This window comes from Herbiconiux daphne (assembly GCF_024979295.1).
Classification (GTDB): Bacteria; Actinomycetota; Actinomycetes; order Actinomycetales; family Microbacteriaceae; genus Herbiconiux; species Herbiconiux daphnes.
In genome coordinates this window covers 1-875 of record NZ_JANLCJ010000235.1, presented here as the reverse complement: position 1 = coordinate 875, position 875 = coordinate 1, and the positions used below count along the sequence as shown (strand labels likewise).

Below are 875 nucleotides of genomic sequence, written 5' to 3'. Positions count from 1 at the left end.
TCGAGAATCCTAGTTTCATACAATGTTGAGGTGTTCCCCGCATCACATGAGCTAAAGCAATGGCCGAAACCACTTCGATCCCTGGTAGCCCGCTTCAAACCATCATGTCGTCAACTTCGCCAGTATATTCGGGAGGCCCGTGCCATCCTAGAACCACACATAGAAAGTAGGCTCAAGGCCGAGAAAAGTGGCGAGAAAATGGAGTATCAAGACGTCATAACTTGGCTCGAGGAAGCCTCTCGAAGTGCAGGTGAACCTTATGATCCTGTCTTAGCACAAATGATGCTCGCTGCAGGCGCATTCCAAACATCAAGTGACCTCTTAGCGCAACTCCTACTTGATCTTTCCGCAAGAAAGGATTGGAATACGTTGGTTGAGGAGCTTCGTCAAGAGATCGTATCCGCACTCCATAGCGCCGGATGGGCAAAAACTTCCTTGAATGATCTCAAGTTGTTAGACAGCGTGCTGAAAGAAACTCAAAGATTAAAGCCCGCTTCCACCCGTATGTATAATCCCGCGTATTTTGAAATGTGCGATTCCTAACCACAACATATACTACGTACAGTTGCCATGCCACGATATGCTGCCGAGCAAATCAATCTAGCAGATGGGACTATAATCCCTAAGGGCTCGACAACATACGTTGCCAATGCCGCCATGCGGGACCCCAAGATCTATCCAAATCCGGATACATTCGATCCCTACAGGTTTTTGAAGTCGCGCGAGGCTGGCGACAGTTCAGCCTATCTGGTTTCGACCTCGCCCGGGCACATAGGGTTCGGCCTTGGACGATATGAATGCCCAGGGAGATTCTTTGTGGCCAATAATATCAAGATCATTCTATGTCATATGTTGTTGAAATATGACATAAAGTT

General features: G+C 47.8%; 1 pseudogene. It reads left to right on the top strand.

Annotated features, from left to right (window positions below):
* Positions 1 to 30: 30 nt before the first annotated feature.
* Positions 31 to 875: pseudogene (locus N1032_RS24330) on the top strand (cytochrome P450); the annotation flags it as partial.